The organism is Breoghania sp. JC706, assembly GCF_037026715.1.
GTDB lineage: Bacteria > Pseudomonadota > Alphaproteobacteria > Rhizobiales > Stappiaceae > Breoghania.
Window position 1 is genome coordinate 40,164 of the sequence record NZ_JBANCG010000002.1, and the last position, 22,286, is coordinate 62,449.

19 protein-coding genes, 1 tRNA gene and 1 riboswitch are annotated in these 22,286 nt (G+C 66.1%); of the genes, 12 read left to right on the forward strand and 8 right to left on the reverse strand.

The features are described 5' to 3' along the window. The first annotated feature begins 14 nt into the window (after positions 1-14). On the forward strand, positions 15-2,123 hold the full coding sequence (locus tag V2L18_RS03385; RefSeq protein WP_336176410.1) for a glycosyltransferase: 2,109 nt from the start codon (positions 15-17) through the stop codon (positions 2,121-2,123). Here the strand turns inward: V2L18_RS03385 and V2L18_RS03390 are convergent. After that, positions 2,089-2,162 (reverse strand) — tRNA-Gly (locus V2L18_RS03390). The two genes, V2L18_RS03385 and V2L18_RS03390, sit on opposite strands and share 35 nt — an antisense overlap. Before the next feature lie 191 nt (positions 2,163-2,353). Here V2L18_RS03390 and V2L18_RS03395 point away from each other — a divergent pair. Beyond that, positions 2,354-3,151 carry an ion transporter gene (locus V2L18_RS03395; protein WP_336176411.1) on the forward strand — a complete coding sequence of 266 codons (798 nt, stop codon included), beginning with the start codon at positions 2,354-2,356 and terminating at the stop codon, positions 3,149-3,151. 170 nt (positions 3,152-3,321) lie between these two features. Here the strand turns inward: V2L18_RS03395 and V2L18_RS03400 are convergent, their stop codons facing one another. Together V2L18_RS03400 and V2L18_RS03405 are read right to left on the reverse strand one after the other, a co-directional pair. Then, positions 3,322-4,167 (reverse strand): YihY/virulence factor BrkB family protein, encoded by an 846-nt coding sequence (locus V2L18_RS03400; RefSeq protein ID WP_336176992.1) that lies wholly within the window; start codon positions 4,165-4,167, stop codon positions 3,322-3,324. A gap of 500 nt (positions 4,168-4,667) precedes the next feature. Then, positions 4,668-5,768 (reverse strand): 2'-deoxycytidine 5'-triphosphate deaminase, encoded by a 1,101-nt coding sequence (locus V2L18_RS03405; RefSeq protein WP_336176412.1) that lies wholly within the window; start codon positions 5,766-5,768, stop codon positions 4,668-4,670. A 105-nt stretch (positions 5,769-5,873) separates the two neighbouring features. Further along, a riboswitch (SAM riboswitch) is annotated at positions 5,874-5,953 on the forward strand. Positions 5,954-5,995: 42 nt separating this feature from the next. Here V2L18_RS03405 and V2L18_RS03410 point away from each other — a divergent pair. Together V2L18_RS03410 and V2L18_RS03415 are read left to right on the forward strand one after the other, a co-directional pair. Continuing rightward, positions 5,996-7,180 (forward strand): O-succinylhomoserine sulfhydrylase, encoded by a 1,185-nt coding sequence (locus V2L18_RS03410; RefSeq protein ID WP_336176413.1) that lies wholly within the window; start codon positions 5,996-5,998, stop codon positions 7,178-7,180. 102 nt (positions 7,181-7,282) lie between these two features. Beyond that, positions 7,283-8,131, forward strand: a complete 849-nt coding sequence (locus V2L18_RS03415) for a lytic murein transglycosylase (RefSeq protein WP_336176414.1) — start codon at positions 7,283-7,285, stop codon at positions 8,129-8,131. A gap of 426 nt (positions 8,132-8,557) precedes the next feature. Here the strand turns inward: V2L18_RS03415 and V2L18_RS03420 are convergent, their stop codons facing one another. Continuing rightward, a complete protein-coding gene (locus V2L18_RS03420) occupies positions 8,558-9,166 on the reverse strand; it encodes a CDP-alcohol phosphatidyltransferase family protein (protein WP_336176993.1) in 609 nt (202 codons plus the stop codon). 271 nt (positions 9,167-9,437) lie between these two features. Here V2L18_RS03420 and apaG point away from each other — a divergent pair, with 271 nt between their 5' ends. Both apaG and V2L18_RS03430 read left to right on the forward strand, forming a co-directional pair. Continuing rightward, entirely contained in the window at positions 9,438-9,830 is a 393-nt protein-coding gene (apaG, locus tag V2L18_RS03425) for a Co2+/Mg2+ efflux protein ApaG (protein ID WP_336176415.1), read from the forward strand. A gap of 123 nt (positions 9,831-9,953) precedes the next feature. Next, positions 9,954-11,402, forward strand: a complete 1,449-nt coding sequence (locus tag V2L18_RS03430; protein ID WP_336176416.1) for a TrkH family potassium uptake protein — start codon at positions 9,954-9,956, stop codon at positions 11,400-11,402. 228 nt (positions 11,403-11,630) lie between these two features. Here V2L18_RS03430 and V2L18_RS03435 read toward each other — a convergent pair whose 3' ends face one another. Next, positions 11,631-12,044: a tellurite resistance TerB family protein gene (locus V2L18_RS03435; protein ID WP_336176417.1), complete on the reverse strand. Its 414-nt coding sequence runs from the start codon at positions 12,042-12,044 to the stop codon at positions 11,631-11,633. Positions 12,045-12,248: 204 nt separating this feature from the next. Between V2L18_RS03435 and V2L18_RS03440 the strand changes: the two genes are divergently transcribed. From V2L18_RS03440 to V2L18_RS03450, 3 genes are all read left to right on the forward strand, one after another. After that, positions 12,249-13,904 (forward strand): lysine--tRNA ligase, encoded by a 1,656-nt coding sequence (locus V2L18_RS03440; RefSeq protein ID WP_336176418.1) that lies wholly within the window; start codon positions 12,249-12,251, stop codon positions 13,902-13,904. Between the two features lie 20 nt (positions 13,905-13,924). Continuing rightward, positions 13,925-14,665 (forward strand): SGNH/GDSL hydrolase family protein, encoded by a 741-nt coding sequence (locus V2L18_RS03445; protein ID WP_336176419.1) that lies wholly within the window; start codon positions 13,925-13,927, stop codon positions 14,663-14,665. A 287-nt stretch (positions 14,666-14,952) separates the two neighbouring features. Beyond that, entirely contained in the window at positions 14,953-16,647 is a 1,695-nt protein-coding gene (locus V2L18_RS03450) for a methyl-accepting chemotaxis protein (protein WP_336176420.1), read from the forward strand. Between the two features lie 204 nt (positions 16,648-16,851). Here the strand turns inward: V2L18_RS03450 and V2L18_RS03455 are convergent, their stop codons facing one another. Next, positions 16,852-17,493: a helix-turn-helix transcriptional regulator gene (locus V2L18_RS03455; RefSeq protein ID WP_336176421.1), complete on the reverse strand. Its 642-nt coding sequence runs from the start codon at positions 17,491-17,493 to the stop codon at positions 16,852-16,854. Between the two features lie 166 nt (positions 17,494-17,659). On the opposite strand from V2L18_RS03455, the gene V2L18_RS03460 reads away from it, so the two are divergent. Beyond that, complete coding sequence (locus V2L18_RS03460) at positions 17,660-18,004, forward strand: DUF952 domain-containing protein (RefSeq protein ID WP_336176422.1); 345 nt, start codon at positions 17,660-17,662, stop codon at positions 18,002-18,004. Beyond that, positions 18,001-19,098 carry a quinone-dependent dihydroorotate dehydrogenase gene (locus tag V2L18_RS03465; protein ID WP_336176423.1) on the forward strand — a complete coding sequence of 366 codons (1,098 nt, stop codon included), beginning with the start codon at positions 18,001-18,003 and terminating at the stop codon, positions 19,096-19,098. Before V2L18_RS03460 ends, V2L18_RS03465 begins: the two co-directional genes overlap by 4 nt. A gap of 188 nt (positions 19,099-19,286) precedes the next feature. Here the strand turns inward: V2L18_RS03465 and V2L18_RS03470 are convergent, their stop codons facing one another. Beyond that, positions 19,287-20,627 (reverse strand): MATE family efflux transporter, encoded by a 1,341-nt coding sequence (locus V2L18_RS03470; RefSeq protein WP_336176424.1) that lies wholly within the window; start codon positions 20,625-20,627, stop codon positions 19,287-19,289. A gap of 140 nt (positions 20,628-20,767) precedes the next feature. Then, a complete protein-coding gene (locus tag V2L18_RS03475) occupies positions 20,768-21,046 on the reverse strand; it encodes a DUF6460 domain-containing protein (protein ID WP_336176425.1) in 279 nt (92 codons plus the stop codon). A 587-nt stretch (positions 21,047-21,633) separates the two neighbouring features. Here V2L18_RS03475 and V2L18_RS03480 point away from each other — a divergent pair. After that, complete coding sequence (locus V2L18_RS03480; protein WP_336176426.1) at positions 21,634-22,014, forward strand: hypothetical protein; 381 nt, start codon at positions 21,634-21,636, stop codon at positions 22,012-22,014. The last annotated feature ends 272 nt before the right edge of the window (positions 22,015-22,286 follow it).

A 22,286-nucleotide genomic window follows, 5' to 3' on the forward strand; every position in this document is an offset into this window, starting at 1 on the left:
CCGGGGGGAAGCCGTTGAGTGCGTGGTCGTTCGACCGGACGGGTGTGTCCGACAGCGGGGCGCCCGCGTCCGGGTTCTCCGATGCCAGCCGGTCTGCCTTCCAGTTCGACGTCCCGGCCTTCCTGCGTCCTGTCGAGCAGGTGCCGGAGCGCGGGCCGGACCGGGTGCGGCTCCCCGACGATATCCGCTTTCTCGCCGATCACGGTCTGGGTCCGGATGTGCTCGCAGACGCCGCGCTGCGCGCGCGGGCGGGCGGGCAAACCACACTTCGCGCCAGTGACGCAGGCACGGGCGGCGGGCCGTGCGCTGCGGATCTGCTGCTTGCCGACGGGCGGCTTTCCGGTGAGGCCTATTATCGCGCGCTTGCGGCCACGCTCGGCGTTCCCTTTCTCCCCTTCGAGGCGCTACGGCCCGATCCGCGTCTGGCGCCGGAACTCGTGCGCGCCGATCCCGCCCGCCTCGCGGTGATCGCGCTCGAACCCGGGCGGGCAGGGCAGGGGGGCAACAGGGGCGGGGGCGTCGCGCTCGTCATGGCGCCGCGTCCGGCAAGCGTGGGCGAGGTCATCGCCCGGGTGCGCGGCGATCCGCGCCTTGCCGCCCGACTTTCCATCACCACGCCGGAAAACCTCGCCCGCGCCGCCGCCATCCACTCAGCCGTTCATGGCCTTGCGATCGCCCGGCCGGAATGCTCCGCCGCCCATATCCGCCTCCTTGCCAGCGTCGGCGCGACCTTGCGCGCCGCGGCGCTCATCGGCGCGGCGCTGGCGGCGGCGTTCTTCGCGCCGGGCCCGCTCATGGCGCTCGCCGGGCTGCTGTTCGTCGCGGGCAGTGCGGCCCGCTTCTGCGCCGGGCTTTATGACGGGGTGGAACATCCGCTGCGCCGCGGCCGCACGCCGGAGCGGCACGAATGGCCGCTCTACACGGTGCTCGTGCCGCTTTACCGCGAGGCGGATGTCGCCGCCGATCTCGTCGCCGCCATGGCCCGGCTCGACTATCCCCGCCCGCTTCTCGACATCAAGTTCCTGGTGGAGGAGGACGACGCGGAGACGCGTGCGGCGCTGGCGCGCGTCGTGCCCGGCCCGCCGTTCGAGATCCTCGTGGTGCCCGCCCAAGGCCCGCGTACCAAGCCCAAGGCGCTGTCCTACGCCATGCGCTTTGCCCGGGGTGATCTCGTCACCGTTTTCGACGCGGAGGACAGGCCGGAGCCGGACCAGCTCATGAAAGTCGCCCGGCTCTTTGCCTCCGCGCCGCTCTCCGTGGGTTGCGTTCAGGCGCGCCTTGCCGTCGACCATGCGCACGAGACCTTCTTCACCCGCCAGTTCGCGCTGGAATACGCCACGCTGTTCGACATCCTGCTGCCGTGGATGGCCGGGCGCGGCCTGCTGTTGCCGCTCGGCGGCACCTCGAACCATTTCCGCCGCCGTGCGCTGGAGGATTGCGGCGGCTGGGACCCGCACAACGTCACCGAGGACATCGATATCGGCATCCGTCTGGTGCGCGACGGCTGGCGCATCGTCACGGTGAACTCCACCACCTGGGAGGAGGCGCCGCTCACCTTCTCTGCCTGGCTCAACCAGCGGGTGCGCTGGCACAAGGGCTGGTTGCAGACCTGGCTTGTCCACATGAGACGCCCGCGCCAGCTCTGGCGTGATCTCGGCCCGCTCAACTTCACTGTCACCGTGCTGCTGTTTGCGGGAACCGCGCTGGCGCTTGTCGCCCACCCGGCCTTCCTCGGCTTCATCGCGCTCTATGCGTTCGACGAGACGCTTGTGCCGCGCCTTGAGGGGCTTGCCGACATGACGGTGATGGGGGCGGGAACGCTGTGCCTCGTTGCCGGCTACGGCGCCTCGGCCTTCGCCATGTTGCGCGCCGCGCGCCTGCGCCGCCTGCGCATCCGCCTGCGCGACTGGGCGGGGCTGCCGTTCTACTGGCTGATGATGAGCGTGGCCTTTGCCGTCGCCCTCGTGGAGCTGGTGCTGCGGCCGTCGCACTGGCGCAAGACCAGCCACGGCCTTGCCCGAGGGCGGACCGCGCAGCAAAGCGCTCCCGAGGGGCGGGAAGGGGGCGGACATGTCGGAGAGAGGGGAATGGAGCGGGTGAAGGGAATCGAACCCTCGTCGTAAGCTTGGGAAGCTTCTGCTCTACCATTGAGCTACACCCGCAACTCAACGTCTCTTTGCCGTGTCCCTGCCCGATCTGTCAAGCGGAATAGCAAACGCCTCACGGCCGACGGCACAGCTGTCAACAGCCGCCGCGCCCATGGTGGGCGCGCTCTTGGCAGACCCCGTTCTTCCACCTACATGGCTTCGGTCGGCAGCGGCCGCGGGGGCCGCCACTGCATGCGGGGACACAGATGCGCGACAGATTGCGGGACATCGTCCGGTCGAAGCCATGGGAATGGGCGATCATCTCGATCATCGTCCTCAATGCCGTGACGCTGGGCCTTGAAACGAGCCCGAGCGTCATGAGCGCGATCGGCGGCCTTCTGACCGCGGTCGACCACATCGTCATCGCCATCTTCGTGGTGGAGATCGCCGTCCGGATCTATGTCTTCCGGCTGTCGTTCTTCGCGCGTCCGTGGAGCCTGTTCGACTTCTTTGTCGTCGCCGTCGCGCTCATTCCGGCCACCGGCGCGCTGTCGGTGCTCCGCGCGCTGCGGGTCCTTCGGGTTTTGAGGCTCGTCTCCACCGTGCCCTCGCTCCAGCGCGTCATCGGCGGGCTGATAGCGGCGCTCCCGGGCCTCGGCTCCATCGTTTTGCTGATGAGCCTCGTCTTCTACATCTTCTCCGTCATGGCGACGAACCTCTACGGGGCGACGTTTCCCGAATGGTTCGGCTCGCTCGGAGCCTCCGCCTACACGCTGTTCCAGATCATGACGCTGGAAAGCTGGTCCATGGGCATCGTGCGCCCGGTCATGGAGGCGCATCCCTACGCCTGGATCTTCTTCCTGCCGTTCATTCTGGCCACCGCCTTCACGGTGCTCAACCTGTTCATCGGTATCATCGTCTCCGCCATGCAGGAGGAGCACGACCAGATAGCCGAGGCCGACCGCCAGGCGATCCATTCCGAAACCGGCATCGTGCTGGAGGAGGTCAAGGCGCTGCGCAAGGAACTCGCCGAGTTGCGCCGGAGCGTGGAGGAGCGGGCGTAAGGGGGGCTTCCCGTTTCGCCCGTGATGTCGCTCGCCACTCACCTCTCCCATGGGGAGAGGTCGGCGCGAATGCGCCGGGTGAGGGGGGACGGGGCCGCCGTATCCACGAGAGCCCGATACCCCTCACCCCAGCCCTCTCCCCGTGGGAGAGGGGGCGGAAACACCGCCCGCTATCCCTTGCGCGCCTTGCCGAGCGTGTCGGCGACCATTGCGCCGCGCTCGCCCATCGGCAGGGGCTTCCCGGTCGTGGAATCCCGTGCCGTCTGGTGCTCCAGCTCCGCGTTGAGTTCCGCACCGACGATCAGGATGACCACGGAAATCCAGATCCACACCATCAGGCCGATGACGGCCCCCAGCGTGCCGTAGGTGGCGTTGTAGTCGGCGAAATTCTCGATGTAGTAGGAAAACGCGAAGGAGGCGGCGAGCCACAGCGGGGTTGCCAGCAATCCGCCCCAGCTCAGCCAGCGCCATTTCGCCCGCTCCCGGCTCGGGCCGAAGCGGTAGATCAGCGTGATGCCGAAGCCGATCACCGCCAGCAGCACCGGCCAGCGCGTCAGCCCGATCAGCCGTCCCGCCATGTCGCCGAGATCGACGAAGGCAAGCACCGTCGGGATCACGCCGATGGCGAAGATCAGCAGGAACCCGGTGAAGATCGCCCCCAGCGTGAAGCCCAGAGACACCAGGTTAAGCCGCAGGAAACTGCGCTTTTCCGCTTCGTTGTAGGCAATGTTCATCGCCTCGAACAACGCCTTGATCGCCGCGTTCACGCTCCACAGCGACACGGCAAGACCGCCGTAGAAGGCGAAGTTCAGCGTGTTGCGCGTCTGCGAGGCCAGCGCCTCAAGCTGGGTGTGAATGAGCCCGATGGCGGCTGCCGGCGCGATGCCCTCCAGCGCCTGCACGTGATCGGCGATGGTCAGCGGATTGGCCACAAGCCCATAGAGCGCGACGAAGGCCGCAAGGCCGGGAAACAGGGCGAGCAGGAAGTAGTAGGTGGCACCGGCCGCCACCAGCATCACCCGGTCGACGATGATCTGGTGGCCGACGCGCCAGATGACGTCGAGAAGCCCGCGCAAGGGGATCTGCGAGGGCCGCGATGCCGAACGTCCGCGCCCCGGTTCGGCCTTGTGGCAGGCCGCGGCTTCGTCTTCAGCGGCGCTTCTGTCGCTCGTTTCCCTCACGCCGCAGCTCTCCCGCGCTCCATGGCTTTTCCCGTTATCCCTCCGCCGTCATCACCCGGCGAAGTCCGGGTGATCCAGCACTCGCAGTGCATGCCGCAGCCCGCGTTGGATTGCCCGGACGAAGCCGGGCAATGACGGTGGAGGTATCGGTTTCCCAATATCTGCATTTCCGGAAACCGAGATGATGACAACCGTGCGAGCGGCTCCGTGCAAAGCCCCTTCGGTCATTCCGGCCTTTTCCGCAAGCGGAACGCCCCGAGCGCACGAAATGCTCTTCAAGAAACCCCGGCGCCGGCAAAAGTTCCGCGCCGACGCGCCTTGCCGGTCTCCGTGGGCTACTCCACCGCCTTGAAATGTTTCGACAGCTTCAGCGCCTGGCCCTGGTAGTTGGAGCCGATGCCCTCGCCGTAGAGCGTCTTCGGCCGTTCCGCCATGCGCTCGTAGACGAGCCGGCCCACCGTCTGCCCGTGGTCGAGAATGAACGGAACGTCGTGCGAGCGCACCTCCAGCACGGCGCGCGAGCCGGCCCCGCCGATCTCCGAATGCCCGAAGCCGGGATCGAAGAAGCCGGCGTAATGGACGCGGAATTCGCCCACCAGCGGATCGAACGGCACCATTTCGGCCGCGAAATCTGGCGGCACGTGCACCGCCTCGCGCGAGACGAGGATGTAGAATTCGTTCGGATCGAGAATGAGTTCCGCCGCGCCCCGCCGGTGGATCGGCTCCCAGAAGTCGAGCGGATCGTGCGCGGCCTTCACGTCCATGTCGATGACGCCGGTGTGCCGCTTGGCGCGGAAGCCGACGAGCCGGTCCGTGCCCGTGCCCTCAAGGTCGATGGAGAGCTGAAGCCCGCCGCCGATGCGCGCATGGCCGCCGGAAATCAGCTCCGCCGTCTCGTCAAGGCCCGTCAGTTCCTCATCCGTGACGGTCGGATGCCCGCGCCGGAAACGGATCTGCGAAAGCCGCGTGCCGGTGCGCACCAGCACGGGAAACGTCTTCGGACTGATCTCGGCGTAAAGCGCGCCCTTGTAGCCCGCCGGCACCGTGTCGAATTCCTGGCCCTCGTCGGTGATCACCCGGGTGAACACGTCGAGCCGGCCGGTGGAGCTTTTCGGGTTGGTGGTCGCGGCCACGTCGGCGGGAAGGTCCAGTTCTTCCAGCAGCGGCACGATATAGACGCAGCCCGTCTCCAGGACGGCGCCGCCGGTCAGGTCGAATTCGTGCAGTTTCAGCCGGTCGAGCTTGCTGGTGACGGATCTTCCCGGCCCGGGCAGGAACGACGCGCGCACCCGCCAGGCGACCTTTCCGAGCCTCAGATCGAGGCTTGCCGGCTGCACCTGATCGTCGTCAAGCGCCCGGTCCGCGATGATGTTTCCGCTTGCGAACAGCGCCTCGATCATGTGCGCCGGCAGAATGCCGGCCGGTGCGTCTGTCATGTCGTTACCGCCTCTTCGCGTCTTCCCGGCTTTTCCCGGTCTTGTCCGGTATCCCCCTTAGCCGATCCCCGCATTGACGCCAACCCGCTCTTGCCTTATTCAGGCAGGCATCCCCGTGGTGATTTGGGCCGGTCGGCTTGCAGCCACGTTAAACAAGTCGCTAAAAAGACCGGGTGCTTCGGAGCCCGGCCGCCTGCGACCGGGTTTTTTTGTATCTGGAGCCTGACATGTCGAACGAAAAAGACTGGCATCCCGCAACGCGGCTGGTGCACGGCGGGACGCTTCGCAGCCCCTTCAACGAAACCTCCGAGGCGCTGTTCCTGACGCAGGGGTTCGTCTACCCCAGCGCGGAAAAGGCCGAGGCGCGATTCAACGGCGACGATCCGGGTTTCGTCTATTCGCGCTATGCCAACCCCACCGTCGACATGTTCGAAAACCGCATGTGCGAGCTGGAGGGCGCGCAAGCCGCGCGCGCGACCGCGTCCGGCATGGCGGCCGTCAGCTCCGCGCTTTTGGCCTCGGTGCGCGCCGGCGACCATATCGTCGCAGCCAAGGCGCTGTTCGGCTCGTGTCGCTACATCGCGGAAACCGTGCTGCCCCGCTTCGGCGTCGAGGCGACGCTGGTCGATGGCACCAAGATCGAGGAATGGAAGGCGGCGGTCAGGCCCAACACCCGCGTGATGTTCCTGGAATCGCCCACCAATCCGACGCTCAGCGTCGTCGATATCGCGGCGGTCGCCGATATCGCGCATGAGGCCGGCGCCCGTCTCGTGGTGGACAACGTCTTCGCCACCGCGCTCTGGCAGTCGCCGCTTCAGCTCGGCGCCGACGTCGTCGTCTATTCCGCTACCAAGCACATCGACGGTCAGGGCCGCTGTCTTGGCGGCATCGTGCTGTCGGACGAGGAATGGATCGAGGAGGAGTTCCACCCCCTCTTCAAGCATTCCGGCCCCTCGCTTTCGCCGTTCAACGCCTGGGTGATGCTGAAGGGGCTTGAAACGATGCCGCTGCGCATCGAGCGCCAGACCGAAAGTGCGGCCCGCATCGCCGATTTTCTGGCAGACCACAAGGCCGTCTCGCGGCTGATCTATCCCGGCCGGGACGACCACCCGCAGGCAGACGTTGTGAAAAAGCAGATGCGCGCCGGGTCCACGCTTGTGGCCTTCGAGCTCGCCGGCGGCAAGGAGGCGGCCTTCGCCTTTTCCAACGCGCTCGACATCGTCAAGATCTCCAACAATCTCGGCGACGCCAAGAGCATCATCTGCCATCCGGCGACCACGACGCACCAGAATGTCGCCGAAGAGGCGCGTCTGGAACTCGGCATCACCGGCGGCATGCTGCGTCTCTCCGTCGGGCTGGAGCACATCGACGATCTGCTGGCCGACTTCGACAAGGCGCTCGCGGCGATCTGATCCTGGAAACGGCGGCGAGGCGGGACCTCGCAAAGCCGATTGCGCGCGCTATCCGGCGCGGTAATAGTGGCGGGATCGTCCATGCCGCGCCGGAGAGACTCAATGATGCGGGCCTTGCGCATTGCCGCTTTTGTCGTGCTCGGGGGGCTTGTCCTTGCCGGCGCTCCCCTTGTCGCCGCAGCCTTGTCCGGCACGGCGCATGCCGCCTCCTGCGGCAACGATGCCGCCGGCTTCGACCGTTGGCTTGCCGAGTTCAAGCGCGAGGCGCGCGCCGCCGGGCTTTCGTCCGCGGTGATCGAGGGCGCGCTTTCCGGCGTGCGCTACGATCCCCGCGTGATCCGTCTCGACCGCTCGCAGAAATCCTTCAAGCTGAGCTTCGACCAGTTCTACGCCCGCCGCGTCTCAGACGCGATGATCAGCCGGGGCCGCGCCTATATCGGCAACAACCGGCGTCTGTTCCAGCGCATCGAACGCGACTTCGGCGTGCCGGCGGAAATCGTCGTCTCGATCTGGGGGCTGGAAACCGGCTTCGGCGCCAATTCCGGCTCCATGCCGGTGATGCGCTCGCTGGCAACGCTCGCCTACGACTGCCGCCGCTCCGCCTTCTTCACCAACGAGCTGATCAGCGCGCTGAGGATCGTCGCGCGCGGCGACATGCGGCCGGCGGAGATGAGGGGCGCCTGGGCGGGCGAGATCGGCCAGACCCAGTTCCTAGCCTCCAACTACATGAAATACGCCGTCGACTACGACCGCAACGGCCGCCGCGATCTCATCCGCTCGGTGCCCGACGTTCTGGCCTCGACCGCCAACTACCTCAAGGCCTACGGCTGGCGTCCCGGCCAGCCCTGGGGCCCGGGCACCGCCAACTACAAGGCATTGCGCGGCTGGAACAAGGCCGAGGTCTATGTGAAGACGATCTCCGTCATGGCGGAGAAGATGGCGGGACGGTAGGGGCGGGGGCGAGATGGCGCTTGTGGCCCGTCCTTCGAGACGGTGCTGGCGCACCTCCTCAGAGCCCGGCCCGGAAATGGTATCGCATTGTGTGCCTCCCACAATCCGCCTCATGCCCCTCCGCCGTCATTGCCCGGCGAAGTCCGGGCAATCCACCTCCAGCCGCAGCATTCGGGGCGCGCGCTGGATCACCCGGACTTCGCCGGGTGATGACGATGGAGGGGTATGAAGGCGCGTAGAATCCGAGGCGAAGAACCGGTTACCATTTCCGGGCCAGCCTCTCAGGATGACGTTATCGTGTTGTTGGCTTTGAAGAAAACATCAACAAGCACAACGTCATCCTGAGGAGCGCTCGTAAGAGCGCGTCTCGAAGGATGGGCCGCAACCTCGCTCTCTCGCCGGCCGCCGTTCCTCGTTTCCCCCGATTCACCCGCGCAATATCACCGCCCCGTTGATCGCCCGCACGATCGCGGAGAAATAGCACACGGCCGCAAACACCCACGCCAGCACCGCGAAATGGGCTGGCCACAGGCAGATCGCCACGAAAAAGGCGATGGTCTCCGTGCCTTCCGCGATGCCGCCGAGATAGTAGAGCGACTTCACCCCTTGCGCCGATGTGGAGAGCCCGCGCTTTTGCGCGATCGCGGCAAAGGCGAGGAACGTCGTGCCCGACGCGTAGAAGCTCGCCAGCAGTGCCGCCCCGGCGAAGGCGTTCGCGGCCGGGTCGGCGATGACGAAGGCGAGCGGCACCGCCCCGTAGAACAGGAAATCGCACACGATATCGAGATAGCCGCCGGCATCCGTCAGCCGCGTCGCGCGCGCCACCGCGCCGTCGAGCCCGTCGGCAAGCCGGCCGGCCAGGATCAGCACCAGCCCCGCGAGCGGAAAATGGAGCGCGATCGCCGCAGCGCCCGCAAGCCCCAGCGCCAGGCCCGCGAACGTCACCGCGTTGGCGCCGACGCCAAGCCGGGCGAGCCCGCGGCCGGCGGCGTTGAGCGGTGGATCGATCTTCGGGCGCAGATAGGCATCGAGCATGGAGCGGGCCCATGTTGGCGGCAATGCGGGATTGGGCAGCATCGGTGCGGCAGCCTGCGTCGGGCGCCGCGCCCGGTCAATGGTGGGAAAGGCCTTTACCTGTCCGATCAAGCAGATATGAACGGGCGGCAGCGCCGTTCGAAGGTCCGGGTAACGCAAAGACGATTCACCTTTGCCGGCGCTTCAACTAGAATACGGAAAAGGCGTCGTACCGGGCCGATACGCCATGATGGCGCGCCGCAAGGGCCCGCAACAACGGAACCGCAAGAAGATGTACAGCGAAGAGACGCGGGGGATCGAGGTCGTGGTCGAGCCGACCTATCTGGCGGACCAGTCGGCGCCGTCCGACGACCACTATTTCTGGGCCTATACCGTGCGCATCGTCAACCAGAGCGACGACACCGTGCAGCTTCTCTCCCGCCACTGGAAGATCACCGATGCCTCCGGCCGGGTGCAGGAAGTGCGCGGCGCGGGCGTGGTCGGCGAACAGCCGGTGCTGAAGCCCGGCGCCAGCTACCAGTATACGTCCGGCTGCCCGCTCGCCACCGCCTCCGGCATCATGGTCGGCTCCTACGAGATGCAGACGGAGGACGGCGACGTCTTCGCCGTCGCGATCCCCGCCTTTCCGCTGGACATTCCGAACATGCCCCGGGTCCTGAATTGACGTTTGCCGCAGGCGCGGCGCGTCGAAACCGCGTTGACGGGCTCGCCCCGGTGCCCGACAGTCCGCCGTCCCGTTTCGCAATCGCGCCCGCGGCGCCTTGCCAGACCCACCGAGGCTTTCGGCTTGCTTGATCTTCGGCCCATCCTGCTCGTCACGGGCGTGCTGCTCGCCACGCTGGGCGCGGCCATGATGGTGCCCGCGATGGTCGATCTCGCGGCGCAGAACGACGACTGGCAGATCTTTGCCGCCTCCTCGCTGCTCACCGTGATGATCGGCATCGCCCTGTGGCTGTCCGCGCGCGGCTCGCCGGGCACGATGGGACTGCGCCAGGCCTTCGTCATGACGTGCATGGTGTGGGTGGTGCTGTCGGCCTTCGGCGCGCTGCCGTTGCTGTGGTCCGGCACCGTTCCCACCTATACGGACGCCTATTTCGAGGCGATGTCGGGGCTCACCACCACGGGCGCCACCGTCGTCGTCGGGCTCGATCACGCGCCGCCTGGCGTTTTGTTCTGGCGCGCCATCCTGCAATGGCTTGGCGGGCTCGGCATCATCGTCATGGCGCTCGCCGTGCTGCCGATGCTGAAGGTCGGCGGCATGCAGCTCTTCAAGGCGGAGGCCTTCGACGCGCCGGAAAAGATCCTGCCGCGCGCCACCCAGATCTCCGGCATCATGACGCTGATCTTCATCGCGCTGACGGCGGCTTGCGCGATCCTCTACCACGTCGCGGGTATGGCGCTCGACGATGCGATCATGCATGCGATGACGACGGTGGCCACCGGCGGCTTCTCCACCAAGGACGCCTCGCTCGGCCATTTCGACAGTGCCGCCATCGACTGGATCGCCATCGTCTTCATGTGCGTCGGCTCGCTGCCCTTCATGCTCTACATCCGGGCGCTACAGGGCGAACCGCGTGCGCTGCTGCGCGACACGCAGGTGCGCACATTCTTCGTGCTGCTGGCGATCTTCATCCTCATCATCTGGCTGTTCCAGCACCACAGCGGCATCAACGAGGGGCTGGAGGGCCTGCGCTACGCCGCCTTCAACGTCGTCTCGGTGATGACGGGGACCGGCTACGCCAATGCCGACTACAATTCCTGGGGGCCGTTCTCGGCCGGGCTCTTCTTCATCATCATGTTCATCGGCGGCTGCGCTGGCTCGACCTCGTGCGGCATCAAGGTCTTCCGCTTCCAGGTTCTGTGGGCGAGCCTCGGCCAGCATTTCAACCGGGCGGTCTATCCCAACGGCATCTTCGTGCCGCGCTTCAACGGCCGCCCCATCGACGACGGCGTCGTCGCGGCGGTGCAGAGTTTCTTCTTTCTCTATATCTGCTGCTTCGCGGGGCTCGCCATCGCGCTGAACCTGACCGGGCTCGACGACCTGACGGCGCTGTCGGGTGCGGCCACGGCGATCTCCAATGTCGGCCCGGGCCTCGGCGAGATCATCGGCCCCGCCGGCACGTTCCAGACGCTCAACGATCCGGCGAAGTGGATCCTGTCCTTCGGCATGCTCTTGGGAAGGCTGGAGCTGCTGACCGTGCTGGTGCTGTTCATCCCACGCTTCTGGCGGGTGTGATCGGGGAGGGCGGGGCGTGCATGCTTGTGGGGTGCACGGTACTTGTGGTCCATCCTTCGAGACGGTGCTTCGCACCTCCTCAGGATGACGTCATCGTATTGTTGATTTTGAAGAAAACATCAACAAAGACAACGTCATCCTGAGGAGGCCTGACAAGGCCGTCTCGAAGGATGGGCCCCAGTCACCAAGTCCCCCAATCAGCCCGCTCCTGCGCACCGCGTCGCCCCCTCACGCCACCCGGTGACGCACCCTTGCGCTCAGTTCGATCGCGGCAACCGTCAGCTTGTCGAGGTTCAGCCGGTCGCGCAAAAGCGCCAGGAAGCGCAGTTCCTCCTGCTCGACCACGAGATCGGCCGCCGCCACTTCCACCGCCAGCGCATAGGCTGTCTGGTAGAGCCTTTCGGGAAGCGCGCCGGCGATCACCTCCAGCACGGTGTCGAGCCCGTCGTCGCCCTCCAGCAGCGCGCCGCATTCCTCCGCGACCTGCACCAGCTTTTCGCTATCGAAATCCCGGAAGACGGGGAGCGTCTGCACGATCTCGCCGATCCTCAGCAATTCGGAGTCGGTCATCGTGCTGTCGGCCGCCGAAATCGTCACCATCGTGTAGATCAGGGCTTTCTGGGGAGACACCGTATTGGTCATGGGATGAACAGGCTTCCTTGAAAAGGTTCGTTGCGCGGGCCGAAGGTAGGCGTTCGCCTCACCCTCCGCAAGGTTGAGGCCGTGACCGTGACTTTTGTTTCATAATTATCGTTTTCGGCAATTCCCTACGCACGCGTGTTGCTCTAGTGTCCCGGCGCGCCGCGCAAGGCGCTTCATCACTCCCTCAATGGAACAAACCGGAAAATGACCGACCAATCCCTGCCCCCGCTTGACCTGTCGCCCGAATTCATCGAGGCGGCCCGGGCTTCCAAAGCCTGGCCGTTCGAAGAGGCGCGCAAACTGGTCAAACGGGTGGAGAAGCGGGGAGCGGACAAACCGGTCCTGTTCGAGACCGGCTACGGCCCGTCCGGCCTGCCGCATATCGGCACCTTCGGCGAGGTCGCGCGCACGACCATGGTGCGCACCGCCTTCCGGTTGCTCACCGAGGACAAGATCCCGACGCGGCTGCTGTGCTTTTCCGACGACATGGACGGGATGCGCAAGATCCCCGACAGCGTGCCGGACAAGGCCGCGCTGGAGCCGTACCTGCACATGCCGCTGACCTCGGTGCCGAACCCCTTCGGCGGCGATTTCGACAGTTTCGGCGCGCACAACAACGCCATGCTGCGCCGTTTCCTCGATACTTTCGGCTTCCAGTACGAGTTCGCCAGCGCCACCGAATACTACAAGTCCGGCAAGCTGGACGAGACGCTGATCCGGGCGCTTGAGCGCTACGACGACATCATGAAGGTGATGCTGCCGACGCTGGGCGAGGAGCGTCAGGCGACCTATTCGCCCTTCCTGCCGATCTCGCCCAAGACCGGCCGCGTGCTCTACGTGCCGATGAAGGCGGTCGACGCGAAGGCCGGCACCATCACCTATACCGACGAGGATGGCGACGACGTCACCCTCGATGTGACGGGCGGCCGCGTCAAGCTGCAGTGGAAGCCGGATTTCGGCGCCCGCTGGGCGGCGCTCGGCGTCGATTTCGAAATGTTCGGCAAGGACCACGGCCCCAACATGGGCCTTTACGACAAGATCTGTCAGGTCATGGGCGGCACCCCGCCGGAGCATTTCGTCTACGAGTTGTTCCTGGACGAAAATGGCGAGAAGATCTCCAAGTCGAAGGGCAACGGCCTCACCATCGACGAGTGGCTGACCTACGCGCCGACGGAGAGCCTCGCGCTCTACATGTTCCAGAAGCCCAAGAGCGCCAAGAAGCTCTATTTCGACGTGATCCCGAAGGCGGTCGACGAATACTATACCTTCGTCGACAAATACGCCGACATGCCGGCGATGCAGAAGCTCGGCAATCCGGCCTGGCACATCCATTCCGGCAAGGTGCCGGAAATCGACATGCCGGTGCCGTTCGCCATGCTGCTGAACCTCGTCTCCGCGTCGAACGCGTCGAACAAGGACGTGCTGTGGGCCTTCATCTCGCGCTATGCGCCGGGCGAGACGGCTGAGACGAACCCGGAACTCGACCGCCTCGTCGGCTACGCGATCCGCTATTTCGACGATTTCGTGAAGCCGGCGAAATCCTTCAAGGCGCCGGACGAGGTCGAGCGTGCCGCGCTCGCCTCCCTCGACGCCAGGCTGGCGGCCCTGCCGGCGGATGCGGACGGTGCGGTGATCCAGGATGCGATCCTCGACGTCGGCCGCGCCATCGAGCGCTATCAGGATGCTTCCAAGAAGGGCCCCGACGGCGGCCCCGGCGTCTCGGTCGTCTGGTTCCAGACGATCTACCAGTGCCTGCTCGGCCAGGAGAAGGGCCCGCGCTTCGGCTCCTTCGTGGCGCTCTACGGCATTGACGAGACCCGCGCGCTCATTGCCAAATGTCTCGAGGGCAAACTGGGCTGAGCGTAACCGGGAGGATCTGAATGGGGCAGGGGAGTGCAGCCATCCGGCTTGCCGCGCTGGCGAGCTGGCTCGCCTTTCCCGTTTACGCCTGGCAGGGCATCGGCGTCCGGCTCACCGTCCGCCGCCTCCTGCCGGCCCCCGGCGAGGCTTCCGGCCACCTCGAAGGCGACGGCCCCGACCTTAAGCTATTGGTGGTGGGCGATTCGTCCGCCGCCGGCGTCGGCCTCGATGATATCGAGAAGGGGCTGGCGGCGCAGGTCGCCCGCACCCTCAACGAACGCACCGGCCGCGCGGTCTCCTACCGCACGGCCGGGTTCAATTCCGCGATCTCCACAGAGATCCGCGACCATGTCGTGGCGCATATCGAGCCGCGCGACTGGACGCACGTGATCGTCTCCGTCGGCACCAACGACATCAAGAATTTCCGCACCGGCAAAGGCTGGAAGAAGGGCTTCGGCGGCCTTCTCTATGCGTTGCGTGCCCGCTTTCCCGATGCCGCATTCTACTGGCCCAACGTCATGCCGATGGACCGCGTGCCCGCGCTTCCGCCGACCCTCGGCCGCATTCTGGAGCGCCGCGCCCGTCTCCTCAACATGATCGGCACCACCCTGTGCGCCGAGCGCGGCGCCACCGCCATTCCCCGCATGCTGGATTTCGGCCCCGACGCCTTCTGCGAGGACGGATTCCATCCCTCCGCCGCCGGCATGGCCGCCTGGGCGACCCATGTGGTCGATCACATGGATGCTTGCGAAAGCCGCTGACAAGGCGGTCACCCGGGCTTTTCGCATCTCTCTCCCGCAACTGACGCTGTCGGTATTGGAATGTGCCGAAGAGGTATATTCAGCATATCAATGAATAATTAGCTACCGTTATAAATTATACGTAAGAATAACACACAATATCGTAGTAAACTTATGTTTAACACAAGTTGTCATTGAATGGCGACGTTGGGCCGGGTTTCCTTTCGGCTGCGAGGCCGGCTTTTCCGGGGGCGGGAACCATCGCCCCGTTTCATTCACAAATTCCCCTGCTGGCAGACGAGGCGCGTATGTCGATCCGCAATATTTCCATTTCGAGGAAGATCCTCCTGATTGTCGCTCTCATCAGTTTCCTTTCGCTGGCAAACAGCGCGATCGGCTACGTTTTCCTCAACAAGGTGGGGGACGCGGCGCTTGCCCTCGATCAGACGGCGAGCCAGGTGCGGCTGGGCGCCCGCATGAACCAGAACGCGCTGGAGCTCAACCGGGCCGAATACCGGCTCGTCGCGAGCCCGGGTGCTGCGGAAGAGATCATGAAGGAGATAACCGCCAGTCGGGATCTGTTCCACCGGCGCTACGGGGACGCGATGAAGAGCGCCGGCCCCCGGCAGAAGGTGCTTCTGGACGAGGCGCTGGCGGCGTTCGAGGCCTATTCGGCCAAGCTTGACGAAACGCTGGCGCTGGCGCGCGATGCCACCGGTGCCGACAGCGGCGAGCTGCGAACCTCATTGGCCGAAATGGCCGCCCGCCACCGGACGCTCGCCCATGATCTGCGCACGCGGCTGGCAGCCTTCGTCTCCTACAACGACACCAAGAGCGATGCGGCCTCTAAGGACGCGGAAAGCACCTCCGCGATTGCCGGTATCATTGTCCTGGCGATTGCGCTTGCCGGCATCGCGATCGGCGTCGGCGTTGCGCAGGTCATTGCCCGCCGGTTCGTCGTCGTGCCGATTACCCGGCTGGTGGCGGGGCTGAAACGCCTGGCGGCCGGCGAGTTTGACTTCTCGATCGATTACACCGAACAGGCCGACGAGGTCGGCGACATCGCCAAGGCGATGCTGGTCTTCAAGGACAATGCCGCCGAACGCCAGCGCCTGCTGGCGGAGCAGGAGAAGGATGTCAGGCTGAAGGCAGAGCGGGCGGAGCGCATCGCGGCGCTGACCGCGCAGTTCCGCACCGAGGTGGACGAGTCGCTGAACGTCCTCAGTTCCGCCTCCACCGAACTGGAGGCCACCGCCCAGTCGCTCGCCGCCACGGCGGAGGAGACGGCCAACCAGAGCTCCAGCGTCGCCGCCGCCTCCACCCAGGCCTCCTCGAACGTGGAGACGGTGGCCTCGGCGACGGAGGAAATGACCTCGTCCATCAAGGAGGTCAGCGCCCAGGTGCTCAGGACCTCCGAACTCGCCGACAGCGCCCGCGACCGCGTCACCTCCGCCTCGGGCCGCGTCTCCGCGCTCAGGACGGGGGCGGAAGCGATCGGCGAGGTCATCAGCCTGATCTCCACCATCGCCGAGCAGACCAACCTGCTTGCGCTCAACGCCACGATCGAGGCCGCACGCGCGGGCGAGGCCGGCAAGGGCTTCGCGGTCGTTGCGGCGGAAGTGAAGGAACTTGCAAACCAGACCTCCAAGGCGACCGAAGAGATCACCGTCCAGATCTCCAAGATGCAGGACGATGTGCAGTCGACCGTCCCGATGATCGAGACCATCGCCAAGGTCATCGGCGATCTGAGCGAGATTTCCTCCGCCGTCGCTTCGGCCGCTGAGGAACAGGCGAGCACCACGGAAGAAATCGCCCGCAACGTGAACGAGGCCGCGCGGGGGACCAGCGAGGTCTCGCGCAACGTCGCCTCGCTCAACGAGGCTGCCGAGACCAGCAGTGCGGCGACGACGCAGGTGCTGGCCACGGCCCGTTCCGTCGCCGACAAGAGCGAGCGGCTGAATTCGCAGGTGACCGACTTCATCCGGGAAATTCAGGCCGCCTGACGCGTACACGGCATAGTCGAAGCGGGTCGCGGGCCTTTCCGCCGCGGCCCATCCTTCGAGACGCGCTCTTGCGAGCGCTCCTCAGGATGACGTTATCGTGTTGTTGTTTTTGAAGAACATATCAACACCCACCACGTCATCCTGAGGAGCCCGCGTCAGCGGGCGTCTCGAAGGATGGGCGTCCCGCTCCATCCCGTCAGCCCCCTACTGGCTTGCCCAGGTGATCCGCGAGATCCACTCGATCTCCTCGATCGCGAGCGTCTGCTTTGTGCGTTCGTGGCCGATGGGATCGAGTTCCACCGTGCGGGCGGTACGCCGGTGCAGCACCCAGGGAGCCACCTCGCCGGTGCGCGTGCGCACCACCACCCGGTCGCCGCGCCGGATCGGGCTGTTGGGCGAGACGATGATGGTGTCGCCGTCGCGGTAATGCGGCAGCATCGAGTTGCCCGAGACTTCCAGCGCGAAGACGTCTTCGCCGCGCAGGCCCGGAAAGGGCGTCTCGTCCCAGCCGCCGCCGGGCCGCTGGCTGTCTTCCGCAAACCCCTGATCCGCGCCCCGCACCTGCAGAAGGGGCCGCGCGTCGGCCGTGGGCGTCAGCGCGTCGGACCCGGCTTGCGGGGTCGTCATCAGCATGACGAAGTCGCCGATCGCCGTCCCCGTGGCTTCCAGCACCTTGGAAATCGATTCCGTCGAGGGCCAGCGCGGCCGCCCGTCGCCGGCAACCCGCTTGGAGCGGTTGAACGTCGTCGGATCCAGGCCCGCGCGCCGGGCGAGCCCGGAAGGAGACATGCCATTGATCTTCGCGAGCGTGTCAATGGCCGCCCAGACCCGGTCATGAGATAGCATCCACGGGCCCCCGATTGGTTTTGCGCCGGCAGCGTGGAGGAATTTATACCTTCGATCAAGTGCGCCCCGGCATATATTCCTTGCCATCCGTGTCTTCCCGCATTCCCCGAATGTGCGCTAAGGAAGGCGGGAAGATGCGATTCCCGCGCCCAAGACGGAGACCCGCGTGACCACGATCTACAAGATCAGCCCCCGCAGCGAATGGGAAGCGGCGGTGGCCGCCGGAACCTTCACCGGCGCCCCCGTCGATCTGAAGGACGGATTCATCCATTTCTCCACCGCCGATCAGGCCATGGAGACGGCGGCCAAGCATTTCGCCGGGATGGACGATCTGGTCCTCGTCGCGGTCCCCGCCGAACCGCTGGGCGATGCGTTGAAATGGGAGGTCTCGCGCGGCGGGGCGCTGTTCCCGCACCTCTACGTGCCCCTTGATCCCGCGCTTGCGTTGTGGGTGAAGCCTCTGCCACTCGGGCCTGACGGTGCTCACCTCTTTCCGGAGCTCCAGCCATGATCGGCACTCTCGTCAACCGGCTCGGCCGCCAGGCCATGCTGCAGCTTGCGCCCGAAACCGCGCACCACCTGACGATCCGCGCGCTGTCCACCGGCCTCGTACCGGCCTGTCCGCGCAAGGTCGATCCGCGGCTCCGGTGCGCCGTGCTGGGCCTCGATTTTCCCAATCCGCTGGGCCTTGCCGCCGGTTTCGACAAGAACGGCGAGGTGGCCGACGCGCTGCTGGCGCAAGGGTTCGGCTTCATTGAGGTCGGCACCGTCACGCCGAAGGCCCAGCCCGGCAACCCGAGCCCGCGCATCTTCCGCTCGCCCGCCGATCACGCGCTCATCAACCGCATGGGCTTCAACAATGACGGCCACGCCTCCATGCGCCGCCGACTGGAGCGGCGCCGGGGCAGGGGCGGCCTCGTCGCGGTCAATGTCGGCGCCAACAAGACGTCGGAGGACCGCGTCGCCGACTATGTCGCCGGCATCGAGGCGTTCGCCGACCTTGCCTCGTTCTTCACGATCAACATCTCCTCGCCGAACACGCCGGGCCTGCGCGATCTCCAGGCCCGCGACGCGCTGTCGGCGCTTTTGGAAAAGGTGCTCGCCGCTCGCGATGCCGCGACAGCGCGCGTCGGCCGGCGCGTGCCGGTCCTGGTCAAGATCGCGCCCGATGTGGATACGGCGGGGCTTGAGGACATCTGCGCGGAGATCGTGGAGCGCAAGGTCGACGGGCTCATCGTTTCCAACACCACGCTCTCGCGCGAGGGGGTGAGCGATCCGGCCGTGGCGCGCGAGGCGGGTGGTCTTTCGGGGCGTCCGCTGTTCGTCAAATCCACCGCGATGCTGGCGCGCACTCGCCGCCTCGTCGGCCCCGACCTGCCGCTCATCGGTGTCGGCGGCATCGACGACGGCGAGACAGCCTGGGCCAAGATCGCGGCCGGCGCCAACCTCATCCAGATCTATACCGGCTTCATCTATGAGGGCCCGGAGCTGATCGGCCGCATTTTCGACCATCTGGCCGAAAAGCTCGATGAAAAGGGTGTCGGCTCGCTTGCCGAGGCCGTCGGCTGCGAGGTCGACGCCTGGGCGGAGCGGGAAGGGGGCTGAGGGTTCATAGGTTGTGGCCCATCCTTCGAGACGGCCCTGCGGGCCTCCTCAGGATGACGTTGTGCTTGCTGTTATTTCTGTGAGGGCTACCACATACTCAACGTCATCCTGAGGAGGCCGCGCAAGCGTCCGTCTCGAAGGATGGGCCACAAACGAGCAAGGAGCCTCGACGCGCATCTGTCGCCCCCTCACGCGGGCCCGAACGCCTCCCGCGCCCGGATGCGGCCTATGAAGCCGAGCGAGAGGCCGCGCACTCCGAGGAAGAGCTCCAGCGACAGCCACAGCCCGTGATTGCCGAAGGCGGGAAACAGAACCGCATAGGTCGCGAGATAGAGCGCAAGTGACACCAGCATCATGTTGCGCATGTCGCGTGACCACGTTGCGCCGATGAAGATGCCGTCCATCTCGAAGGCGAGTACGCCGAAAAGCGGGGTCAGCGCCGCCCACACCAGATAGACCGCCGCCACCTCGCGCACCGGTTCGCTCGTCGTCATGAAGGCGATGAGCCACGGCCCGCCGTACCAGAAGACGACAGCCGCCAGACCCGCCAGCGCAAAGCCCCACACCAGCGTCAGCCGCACGGCCCGGTCGAAGGCCGGCCGGTAGCGCGCGCCCAGCGCCCGCCCCACGATCTGTTCGGCAGCACTAGCAAAGCCGTCGAGGAAGTATCCGCCGACCAGGAAGAACTTCTCCAGGATGGCATTGGCCGCCAGCACCACGTCGCCCTGCGCCGCCCCGCGCGCCGTGAAGAAGCCGAAGGCGAAGATCAGCGTCAGCGAGCGGATCATGATGTCGCGATTGACGCTCAGCATCCGCGCGAAGCGCCGGGCGTTGAAGATCCGCCGGAGCGAGGGCGGCCGTCGCCCGGCGAAGGCGCGCCAGATGATCAGGCAGCCCAGCAGCGTCGTGGAGGCTTCCGCGATGAGCGTCGACAGCGCCACGCCGGCCACCCCCCAGCCGAGCCCCATCACGAAGAGGATCGACAGCACGATGTTGACGCCGTTGAGGAAGGTCTGGAGAAAGAGCCCCGTGCCCGCCCGCCCCAGTCCCAGCAGCCAGCCGAGCAGCGCGTAGTTGGCGAGCGCGAAGGGCGCGGAATGGATACGCCAGGTGAAATAGGTTCGGGTCGCCGCCTGCACCTCGTCCGAGCCACCGAGCAAGGCGATGCCGATCTCGCGGATCGGCCATTGCAGCGCGATCATCGCAAGTCCCGCGGCGACGGCGACGATGAGCGCGCGCAACAGCACCGCGCGCACCTCTCGCTCCTCGCCCGATCCCGTCGCCTGGGCGGTCATGCCAGTCGTGCCGGAGCGCAGGAAGTTGAAGGTGGTGAAGCCGAGATCGAAGATGATGCCGCCGACCGCGATGCCGCCAACGAGCGCGGCCGAGCCGAGCTGCCCGATCACCGCCGTGTCCACCACGCCGAGGATCGGCGTCGACAGATAGGCGAGCGTCATCGGGATCGCGAGCGCCAGAACGCTTCGGTTGGTCACGTCGAAGGGACGCGGATCGCGGGATGGTCGGGTCACGGAACGATCGCGGCAAGGCTTGAAGAGGATATGGCCGCGCGCGCGGCCGTGGGCATGCGATCATACCGATTTGCGAGGGAGAAACGAGCGCGAACTTCAGCCGCCGCCAGACGCTCCCGCCCGCCTTGAAAAGGGGCGCGTCAGGGTTCGCCGCGGCCGATCTTCAAGAGCCGGCCGATCACCCACAGCGGCACGACGATGACGGCGCCCATCAGGAAATAGCCCCCAAGCCGCCGGACGGCATCGAAGCCCATGTTCCAGATGCCCCTGACCACGTCCTCGATCCAGTAGACGAGGCCCATCAGGTCGAGATCGATCGCCGACAGGATGATGCCGACCACGAAGGAGATGACGATGAGGCGCAGGATCACATGGGCCGGCGAGCCGCCGAAGAACCGGTGAAGCGTATCGGGGCGCATGGGCGTGTTTCCGTTCGCGGTTGGTCGGGTCGTCGCAATGCCGCGCCTCTGCGAAGCCGCGGGCCTGAGCGAGATAATTGGGTTTTCCAGGCGCCTTGCGCAAGGGCGATCTCGCCGGACCGCAATGGCGGGCGGCGGGCAAGAGCGGGCTGTGCATAAACAGCTTGTGCGGAAAGAGCGGCGGGCAAGAGCGGGACGGCCGGGGCGCGGCGATGTGCGAAACCGGCGGTCGCGGCGCGCTGGGGCCCCGTTTGCGCAGGTCTCTGGGGCCGCAGCGTCACTGGCCCCGCACTGGCCCTGCACTGGCCAAACCCGGGCCCGCGCACCGCACAAGGGCTCTCCTGGCGCTGCGTTTTGCGAAAAATAAAATTTTAATCAATCGGTTAACTCATCCCCAACTGGCCGCCGACGGGGGCAATTGAATTGAGTTTTGGGGGCGTCTATAGCGGCTGAAAGGTGCTTCGGCGCAGTTGATTCTCAGCAAAATAGGCCAGGGCGGAAAGTAAGAAGTGGGCTATCCGTTAGAGCGCCTGAGGGCTGGCGCACACTTTTTCACAGGGGCACGGTATCAAGCAGGTGAAAAACCTGTGGATGACTGGTGGGCGAAGTGTGAACATGACGGGTCGCGAGCGGGCACGGATGAGGGGGCGTATGACCGGCCTCTGTCCCCGCATGCCAGCCGCGCCGGTCTCGGCGGCTGGATCGGCGAGGCGGACGCGGATGCGAGCCGCCGGGCCCTCGCCGAGGTCGAACGGCGCCTCGAGCTTGTCGATCTTCTCCACCGCCGCAGCGCCGGCATGCTGGGTTTCGTCATCGCGACGATGGCGGCCTGCATCCTTGCCGTCCTCGTCTCCATCGGGCTCGGCTACGGCGCCGTCGTGGCGGTGCTCGCCTGCTGGCTGACCGCCAACCTGGTCTTCATCCTCGTCGCCGCGCGCTGCGTGCAGGACTTCCCGCTGCGACGGTAGGGCATGTGCTTCGAGAAGGCTCCTCGCTCGAGGCAGTCCATCCCTCGAGACCGCCCTCCCGGGCCTCCTCAGAGCCCGGCTCGGAAATGGTATCGGGCCATCCGCTTTCGGCTATGCGCCTTCATACCCCTCCGCCGTCATCACCCGGCTGCGTCCGGGCAATGACGGCGGAGGGGCATGAGGGGAAAGAACTCGCGGTGAAGAGCCTGGCGCCGTTTCGCGCAGAAAGACCCGCGACCCAACCGACTTCCTCCAGACCATGAAACGCTTCA

What these genes read in the sequence shown, in the direction of transcription:
- V2L18_RS03450 (WP_336176420.1), top strand. Translation starts at nt 14,953, where the DNA reads ATGTCGATCCGCAATATTTCCATTTCGAGGAAGATCCTCCTGATTGTC.
- V2L18_RS03455 (WP_336176421.1), bottom strand. Translation starts at nt 17,493, where the DNA reads ATGCTATCTCATGACCGGGTCTGGGCGGCCATTGACACGCTCGCGAAG.
- V2L18_RS03475 (WP_336176425.1), bottom strand. Translation starts at nt 21,046, where the DNA reads ATGCGCCCCGATACGCTTCACCGGTTCTTCGGCGGCTCGCCGGCCCAT.
- V2L18_RS03435 (WP_336176417.1), bottom strand. Translation starts at nt 12,044, where the DNA reads ATGACCAATACGGTGTCTCCCCAGAAAGCCCTGATCTACACGATGGTG.
- V2L18_RS03405 (WP_336176412.1), bottom strand. Translation starts at nt 5,768, where the DNA reads ATGACAGACGCACCGGCCGGCATTCTGCCGGCGCACATGATCGAGGCG.
- V2L18_RS03445 (WP_336176419.1), top strand. Translation starts at nt 13,925, where the DNA reads ATGGGGCAGGGGAGTGCAGCCATCCGGCTTGCCGCGCTGGCGAGCTGG.
- V2L18_RS03415 (WP_336176414.1), top strand. Translation starts at nt 7,283, where the DNA reads ATGATGCGGGCCTTGCGCATTGCCGCTTTTGTCGTGCTCGGGGGGCTT.
- V2L18_RS03465 (WP_336176423.1), top strand. Translation starts at nt 18,001, where the DNA reads ATGATCGGCACTCTCGTCAACCGGCTCGGCCGCCAGGCCATGCTGCAG.
- apaG (WP_336176415.1), top strand. Translation starts at nt 9,438, where the DNA reads ATGTACAGCGAAGAGACGCGGGGGATCGAGGTCGTGGTCGAGCCGACC.
- V2L18_RS03395 (WP_336176411.1), top strand. Translation starts at nt 2,354, where the DNA reads ATGCGCGACAGATTGCGGGACATCGTCCGGTCGAAGCCATGGGAATGG.
- V2L18_RS03440 (WP_336176418.1), top strand. Translation starts at nt 12,249, where the DNA reads ATGACCGACCAATCCCTGCCCCCGCTTGACCTGTCGCCCGAATTCATC.
- V2L18_RS03400 (WP_336176992.1), bottom strand. Translation starts at nt 4,167, where the DNA reads ATGCTGGTGGCGGCCGGTGCCACCTACTACTTCCTGCTCGCCCTGTTT.
- V2L18_RS03410 (WP_336176413.1), top strand. Translation starts at nt 5,996, where the DNA reads ATGTCGAACGAAAAAGACTGGCATCCCGCAACGCGGCTGGTGCACGGC.
- V2L18_RS03420 (WP_336176993.1), bottom strand. Translation starts at nt 9,166, where the DNA reads ATGCTCGATGCCTATCTGCGCCCGAAGATCGATCCACCGCTCAACGCC.